Source organism: Enterococcus sp. HMSC078F03 (genome assembly GCF_001811595.1).
GTDB lineage: Bacteria > Bacillota > Bacilli > Lactobacillales > Enterococcaceae > Enterococcus > Enterococcus faecalis.
Genome location: NZ_KV805546.1, coordinates 21,031 through 28,279, shown reverse-complemented (window position 1 = coordinate 28,279; position 7,249 = coordinate 21,031). Strand labels below are relative to the sequence as shown.

The 7,249-nt window shown below is 38.4% G+C and carries 5 protein-coding genes and 1 other annotated feature; of the genes, 3 read left to right on the top strand and 2 right to left on the bottom strand.

All coding sequences use genetic code 11. The features are described 5' to 3' along the window. The first annotated feature begins 218 nt into the window (after positions 1-218). The 3 genes from HMPREF2810_RS03750 to serS all read left to right on the top strand — a co-directional run bounded on the left by HMPREF2810_RS03750 (position 219) and on the right by serS (position 3,685). Complete coding sequence (locus HMPREF2810_RS03750) at positions 219-908, top strand: response regulator transcription factor CroR (protein WP_002355963.1); 690 nt, start codon at positions 219-221, stop codon at positions 906-908. Beyond that, a complete protein-coding gene (locus HMPREF2810_RS03745) occupies positions 898-2,079 on the top strand; it encodes a sensor histidine kinase CroS (protein ID WP_002363566.1) in 1,182 nt (393 codons plus the stop codon). Before HMPREF2810_RS03750 ends, HMPREF2810_RS03745 begins: the two co-directional genes overlap by 11 nt. Positions 2,080-2,117: 38 nt before the next feature. Continuing rightward, positions 2,118-2,326: a binding site (T-box leader), on the top strand. 87 nt (positions 2,327-2,413) lie between these two features. Next, positions 2,414-3,685 (top strand): serine--tRNA ligase, encoded by a 1,272-nt coding sequence (gene serS, locus HMPREF2810_RS03740; protein WP_002373670.1) that lies wholly within the window; start codon positions 2,414-2,416, stop codon positions 3,683-3,685. A 211-nt stretch (positions 3,686-3,896) separates the two neighbouring features. Here serS and guaB read toward each other — a convergent pair whose 3' ends face one another. Next, positions 3,897-5,378 carry an IMP dehydrogenase gene (gene guaB, locus HMPREF2810_RS03735; protein ID WP_002355966.1) on the bottom strand — a complete coding sequence of 494 codons (1,482 nt, stop codon included), beginning with the start codon at positions 5,376-5,378 and terminating at the stop codon, positions 3,897-3,899. A 157-nt stretch (positions 5,379-5,535) separates the two neighbouring features. Continuing rightward, positions 5,536-7,218: a glycosyltransferase family protein gene (locus HMPREF2810_RS03730; protein ID WP_002383541.1), complete on the bottom strand. Its 1,683-nt coding sequence runs from the start codon at positions 7,216-7,218 to the stop codon at positions 5,536-5,538. Positions 7,219-7,249: the final 31 nt, after the last annotated feature.

The following is a 7,249-nucleotide window of genomic DNA, read 5'->3' as shown; positions in this document are numbered from 1 at the left end:
ACTTTTTTTAAACTTTTTTTCAATACCGATTATTATGATTGGTCTAGGTGTTTTCGTTCGTTTTTTACCCCCTTTCATCCTTTTTTGGCTATAGTTTATTAACTTTTAGCAAAATCTTCTAAATTTATCGTAATATATCAAGGATTTTGTCCTTTTTAGCAATTATTTGTTAAAATATGGAAAAGAGATTTTTTTATATATGGAGGAAATGAACGCTTATGAAAATTTTAGTTGCAGATGATGATAAAGAAATTGTAGAACTATTGAGTATTTATATTCATAATGAAGGATACGAAGTCGTGAAAGCTTATGATGGAAAAGAAGCATTATCCAAATTGCACACAACACCAGATATCGATTTATTAATCTTGGACATTATGATGCCAATCATGGATGGAATGGAAGTAGTGAAAGAACTTCGAAAAGAATCGCAAATTCCAATTATTATGTTAACAGCAAAAACAACCGATATGGATAAAATCAAAGGCTTAGTTGCTGGTGCAGACGATTATGTCACCAAGCCTTTTAATCCTTTAGAAGTAATGGCTCGGGTGAAGTCTATTTTACGTAGAAGCCAAATGCAATTAACCAAAGAAGAACCCGATGAATTAGAAGTCGGCCCATTAATGATTAATAAGGACTCTCACGAAGTCAAAACAATAGAAGGAAAAGAAATTCAATTAACCGCTCTTGAGTTTGGTATCCTCTATCTATTAGCTAGTCATCCAAATCGTGTGTTTAGTGCGGATGAAATTTTTGAGCGTGTGTGGCAACAAGAAAGTATTGTTTCTGCTAAAACTGTGATGGTTCACGTCAGTCATTTAAGAGATAAGATTGAAGAAGCAACTGGTGGAGAAAAAGTCATTCAAACAGTGTGGGGAGTTGGATATAAGATCGATGCTCGTTAAACCTAAAAAGATTGAAAAACAAAAACGAATTACCTTAACTTCTAAAGAAATCAGCGAGTTATTAGCAGAAGCAATTGTGACAATTGTTTTATTACTACTATTAAATGTCTCAATTATGTTCCTTTTAGGACAACTACTTAGTGAAAACTCGCCCTTAGCTGGTGTCATCTGGGCCACTAAGGATGCGGTCGCTAAAGAATTAAATACTGATTTGTTTTGGAGCTGGAATAAATTTGTCTTACCCATTTTCTTTTTAGTAGATGCAGCTGTTCTCTATTGGCGCTTAATTCGTCGCTACCATCAAATGCAATTGCGTCATATTATCAGTGAGTTACATTACATCGCTGATGGTAATTACAATCACCGCATTCCGTTTGAATTAAGTGGTGATTTAGCAAAAGTCGTGACGAGTATTAACGGTCTAGTGGATAGTACTGTCGCAGCCATTGAAGATGAACGGCGAATTGAAAAATCAAAAGATGAATTAATTACGAATGTCAGTCATGATATTCGAACACCGTTAACTTCTATTATTGGTTATCTGGGATTGATTGAAGATCGTCAATTTCATAGCCAAGAAGATTTACTGAAATATACGCATACCGCTTACGTCAAAGCGAAACAAATGAAATTATTAGTTGATGATCTTTTTGAATATACAAAAGTCCGTCAACCAAGTGTACCGATTCATACGACGACTTTTGATATGGCACAATTAATTGAACAGCTTGCTGCCGATTTTGAATTGGAAGCGAAAAAGATTAATATGCAAATCCAAGTAAAAGCCAATCCAGCTTCTTTAATGATGGAAGGCGATACGGAAAAACTAGTCCGAGTCTTTAACAACCTTCTTTCAAACGCTTTGAAATATGGCAAAGGTGGCCATCATATTGTGATGGAAGTAGACAAAGTCGGCACCGAAGCAATTATCGCTGTTCGCAATGATGGACCAGCTATTCCTAAACATTCTTTAGATCAGTTATTTGATCGCTTCTATCGTGTCGAAGAATCCCGATCACAAGAAACGGGTGGAACTGGTTTAGGTCTGGCTATTGCACAAAGTATTGTCGCTTTACATGGTGGATATATTTATGCGAAGTCTGATCAAAAGTGGACCTCCTTTATTATTCATCTACCCTTACAGCGTACCAACAAGAAATCAGAGAGTTAATTGACATCCCTGAACTTTTTCGGTATTCTATAGAAAAGAGAAAACTAAGAGAAAAAGTATTTATGGCACTGAATTCCAGAGAGTTTGCGGGGGTGCGAGCAAACATTCATCTATAAAGAAGTCCGTCTCTTCCAGGTGTCCAGCGAAATAAGTTGGAACGGTCTGCAGCCGTTATCTGCAAATCAAGGGCAGTAACATTACTGAACTTGGGTGGTACCGCGAGATTTCCAGTCATTTCGTCCCAAGAATATTTATTTTTGGGGTGAGATGGCTTTTTTGTTGTTTTCTACAACAGTTATTATTGATTATGTACTAATTTTAAGGAGGAAAAAATATGTTAGATGTAAAAATGATGCGTCAAAATTTTGACGAAGTAAAAGCAAAGCTACAAACCCGTGGCGTGAAAGAAGAAATCTTAGTGGAATTTCTGCGTTTAGATGAAAGTCGCCGTGATTTATTAGTCAAAGTCGAAGAAATGAAAAAATACCGGAATGATGTGTCTGCTGAAATTGCTCAATTAAAACGGAACAAAGAAGATGCAACGGCCAAAATCGCGGAAATGAAAGAAGTCGGCGGCAATATTAAAGCATTAGATGCAGAAATTAACGCTATTGACGAAGAGCTACGTGGGATCACAACTACTTTACCGAACTTGCCAGATGCTTCTGTGCCTGTTGGTGCTGGTGAAGAAGAAAATGTAGAAGTACGTCGTTGGAGTGAACCAAGAACTTTTGCTTTTGAACCAAAACCACACTGGGAAGTCGCTGAAAACTTAGGCATTCTAGATTTTGAACGTGGTGCCAAAGTAGCTGGTAGCCGTTTTGTTTATTACAAAGGCTTAGGTGCTCGCTTAGAACGTGCGTTATACAACTTCATGTTAGATTTACATGTTTATGAACATGGCTATACAGAAATGATTACGCCTTATATCGTTAATGACACCGCCATGTTCGGAACTGGCCAATTTCCTAAGTTTAAAGAAGATGTCTTCCAATTACAAGATACGGATTTAACGTTAATTCCAACTGCGGAAGTCCCTTTAACCAATTACTACAACAATGAAATTTTAGATGGCAAGGATTTACCGATTTACTTTACGGCCTTGAGCCCTTCTTTCCGTTCTGAAGCTGGTAGCGCTGGTCGTGACACACGTGGGTTAATTCGTTTACACCAATTTAATAAAGTCGAAATGGTTAAATTTAGTGATGCAGAGCATTCTTATGAGGAATTAGAAAAAATGACGAATAATGCCGAAGAAATTCTGCAAAAACTGGGATTACCTTACCGTGTCATGGCTCTTTCAACAGGTGACATGGGCTTCTCAGCTGCGAAAACTTATGACTTGGAAGTTTGGATTCCTGCTCAAGAAACGTACCGTGAAATCAGTTCATGCTCAAACTGTGAAGATTTCCAAGCGCGCCGTGCGATGATTCGTTACCGTGATGAAAATGATAAAGTCCAATATGCGCATACACTCAACGGTTCTGGTTTAGCCGTAGGACGGACAGTCGCTGCTATTTTAGAAAACTACCAAAACGAAGATGGCTCTGTGACTGTACCAGAAGTCCTAGTTCCTTACATGGGTAACCTAACAGTTATTAAATAAAGGGAAGATGAAGGTCGTTGTCTGATATCAGATAACGGCTTTTATTCTATAGGAAAAGGAGCCTGTAACAAAAATCCAAAGTGATTTTTGTTACAGGCTTAAAAATTGATAAACGGCGGAAACAGAAGCAACTCCTTCATTCTACAGAAAAAGAGGCAGACGTCGAAATGACGTCTGCCTCTTTTAAATTTTAAAAAAATCAGCTTTTATTTTATTGAACAGAATAGTTTGGTGCTTCTTTTGTGATTTGAACGTCATGTGGATGTGATTCTTTCAATCCGTTACCACTCATTTGAACAAATTGTGCTTCTTCACGCAACGCTTTCAGGTCCGCTGCACCGACGTAACCCATCCCTGATTTCAAGCCACCGATTAATTGGAAGACAATATCAGAAACGCTTCCTTTGTAGGCAACACGTCCTTCAATTCCTTCTGGTACTAATTTGTTTGCTTCATTGACACTTCCTTGGAAGTAGCGATCACTTGATCCTTTTTCCATTGCGCCCAATGAGCCCATACCACGGTAAGTTTTGAAACGACGGCCTTGATAAATTTCAAATTCGCCTGGAGATTCATCAGTACCAGCTAACATACTTCCTAGCATTACAGCGTGTCCACCAGCAGCTAAGGCTTTCACGATATCACCAGAATATTTAATACCGCCATCAGCGATAATTGCTTTACCATATTCTCTAGCCACAGAAGCAGCATCATAAATCGCTGTTAATTGAGGAACACCAACACCTGCAACGACACGTGTTGTACAAATTGAACCAGGTCCAATACCAACTTTAACAACATCAACGCCGACATCATACAATGCTTTGGTTGCTTCAGCAGTGGCAACATTACCAGCAATTAATGTTGCTTCAGGGAACGTTTCACGAATTTCTTTAATTTTGCGAATAACGCCGGCACTATGGCCATGTGCAGTATCGATAACAATCGCATCCGCACCTGCTTCTAATAATGCTTCCGCACGTTCGAACGTATCACTAGTGACACCGACTGCTGCCGCCACAAGTAAACGACCATGTTCGTCTTTGGCAGCATTTGGGAATTCAATCACTTTTTCAATGTCTTTAATTGTAATTAAGCCACTTAAGCGACCTGCTTCATCAACGATTGGTAATTTTTCGATTTTATGTTTTTGTAAGATTTTTTCTGCATCTTTTAAAGATGTGCCAACTGGCGCAGTGACTAAATGATCTTTTGTCATGACTTCTTCGATTTTGATTTGGTAGTCCGTTACAAAACGCATATCACGGTTTGTAATAATTCCGACTAATTTACGGTTTTCCATTGTTTCTACAATTGGCACACCGCTAATACGGTAACGACTCATTAATTCTTCTGCATCCGCTACTAAGTTTGTTGGTGTTAGAAAGAATGGATCAATGATAACGCCGCTTTCAGAACGTTTGACTTTACGTACTTCGTCTGCTTGTTGGGCGACAGTCATATTTTTATGTACGACACCTAGTCCACCTTGACGAGCCATCGCAATTGCCATATTACTATCTGTAACAGTATCCATACTGGCACTCATCAATGGAATATTTAACTTGATATTTTTAGCTAATTGTACACTCATGTCTACATCATTTGGTAAGACATGGCTTTCTGCAGGGATTAATAGCACATCATCAAATGTAAGACCTTTTTTCGCAAATTTTGTTTCCCAATTTGACATTTTTTTGTCCACTCCTCGACTTAATTTTATATATGAAAATAACAGATAATACTAAGGAAGTCAACTAGATTTGTTTAAATAATCAATGAGGAATAAAGGACAAAACGCCAAAATCGGTTTGTCCTTTATTCAACTCTTCCTAATTAAGGTCCTACTTTCATCGTTGTTCTTTTATCTTGTGTTTCTTTTTTTGTTGTAAAAATCGGCTAAATCCAAAACCGCCGACAGAAAGCAAGGTAATCATTGTCCCTATTTTTTGCACTTTTGTTCTTTGGTAACGGATGTCGACATGTCCTGTACCAGATAAAGAAAGAGCGGCTAAGCCTCCTTGATTGGTTAGGCTCATTTTTTTAGCGCCCGTTTGGTTTTTCATTTGAATCGTGGCTTGATAGCCTAAGTAATAAATAAAAGGAACGGTCACCTTCGCTGATTGCTTCACCACTTGGTAGTCAAATGAAATTTTCCCATAAGGCATTCTAACATTTGTAATGGTTACTTGTTCTGCCGAATAATCAAGTGGTCGTTTTTTCTGTTTCAATAATTCCTGATAATTGATTTCATCTGGCAAATATTCATGGCCCGCACCGATATAAAAAGGCGCTGGCTGCTCATACTCAGCTTTTGTTAACAGGCGGCCTTGTTGTGACTGAATACTTTGATATTGATAAATGCCCAAATTGCTGACGGCAAGGAAAACCAACAAAGCCATGGTCCAAGATTTACGGAAAACGCCCCATTCGTCTTGTGCAATGAAAAAAGCGAGCATTACAGAAAGAATCCCTAAAAACCGCCAAGGAAACTGAATTGTATTTAAAGGCGTGTGGTTCAGCAAGTGCCAAGGAAAAAGCGTGGTAACCATCAATAAGAGTACCAGCGTCAAACCAATAAACCGTTTGTTCTGAATTTTTTTGCTGGCAAGCGAAACCACTGCTACAACAAGCCCCACAAACAAAAGGGTTCCTAGATTCGCTGTTTTCGCGTGAAAAACACTGCTCTTTAAACTATTAATGAAAAGAGAAACAATAGGATAACTTCTTTCGGAAATATAAGTGAGTGGATTGGACGTAACTTTAAACACTTGATTTTTCATTTGTTCAGCAACTGGTAAAAGATAAAAGGCCAGCCAAAGCAGTGTCAGACCTGCAGCCTTCGCTAATGCCCACAGGACCTCCTTTTTAAAAAACTGCTGCCAATAAAACAGAATGTATAACCCAATCCAAATAGAAACCATTTCAATAGAAATAAAGTGAGCCAACCCAATCCCAGTCATCGCCAGCGTTAACAACGGCCAACATTTCGTGGTTCCCTTTCGTAATAAAAACAGGCTCGCTAAGACCAACGGAAAAAAACTTAGCGCCAAAAATTCTCCTAACGCTTGGCGATTAAACAAGTCTTGCATGCGGTAAATAGATAAGCCATACAAAATGGCAAAGAGATAGCTTCTTTTTTTAGAGAGCGCCATTAATCGGCCTGCATAATAAGTAAGACTAAATGTTGCCAAGTTTACCGCAAACACAAAAATCGCCATACTAGCGACAAAGGAAAGCCCCAGAACACGCAAAAGCGCAGGCAAATAAAGATACGCATCTGGATAAAACAAACTAGAGGCATAGCCATAGCCTCCCAAGAAAAAATAATTGATTTTAGGAAACCAGTCGTTGTTTTTAATTGCTAATGCGAGACCTTCCACCCGATTTTGATGAAAGCGGAAATCACTTGCTCGTAAAAAATTCTCTTGAAAATAGACAAAATAAAGAGAAAGTCCACTTAATAAGAGAAAACTAATAAAAATGAGTAGCCGCTCGTGTTGACGGCACCAAGACTTCACTTGTTGTCCCATAAGAGGCTCCTTTCTTTAGCAAACTTCTGAA

Coding starts and splice junctions, on each gene's coding strand:
- HMPREF2810_RS03750 (WP_002355963.1), top strand. CDS start 219: ATGAAAATTTTAGTTGCAGATGATGATAAAGAAATTGTAGAACTATTG.
- HMPREF2810_RS03745 (WP_002363566.1), top strand. CDS start 898: ATGCTCGTTAAACCTAAAAAGATTGAAAAACAAAAACGAATTACCTTA.
- serS (WP_002373670.1), top strand. CDS start 2,414: ATGTTAGATGTAAAAATGATGCGTCAAAATTTTGACGAAGTAAAAGCA.
- guaB (WP_002355966.1), bottom strand. CDS start 5,378: ATGTCAAATTGGGAAACAAAATTTGCGAAAAAAGGTCTTACATTTGAT.
- HMPREF2810_RS03730 (WP_002383541.1), bottom strand. CDS start 7,218: ATGGGACAACAAGTGAAGTCTTGGTGCCGTCAACACGAGCGGCTACTC.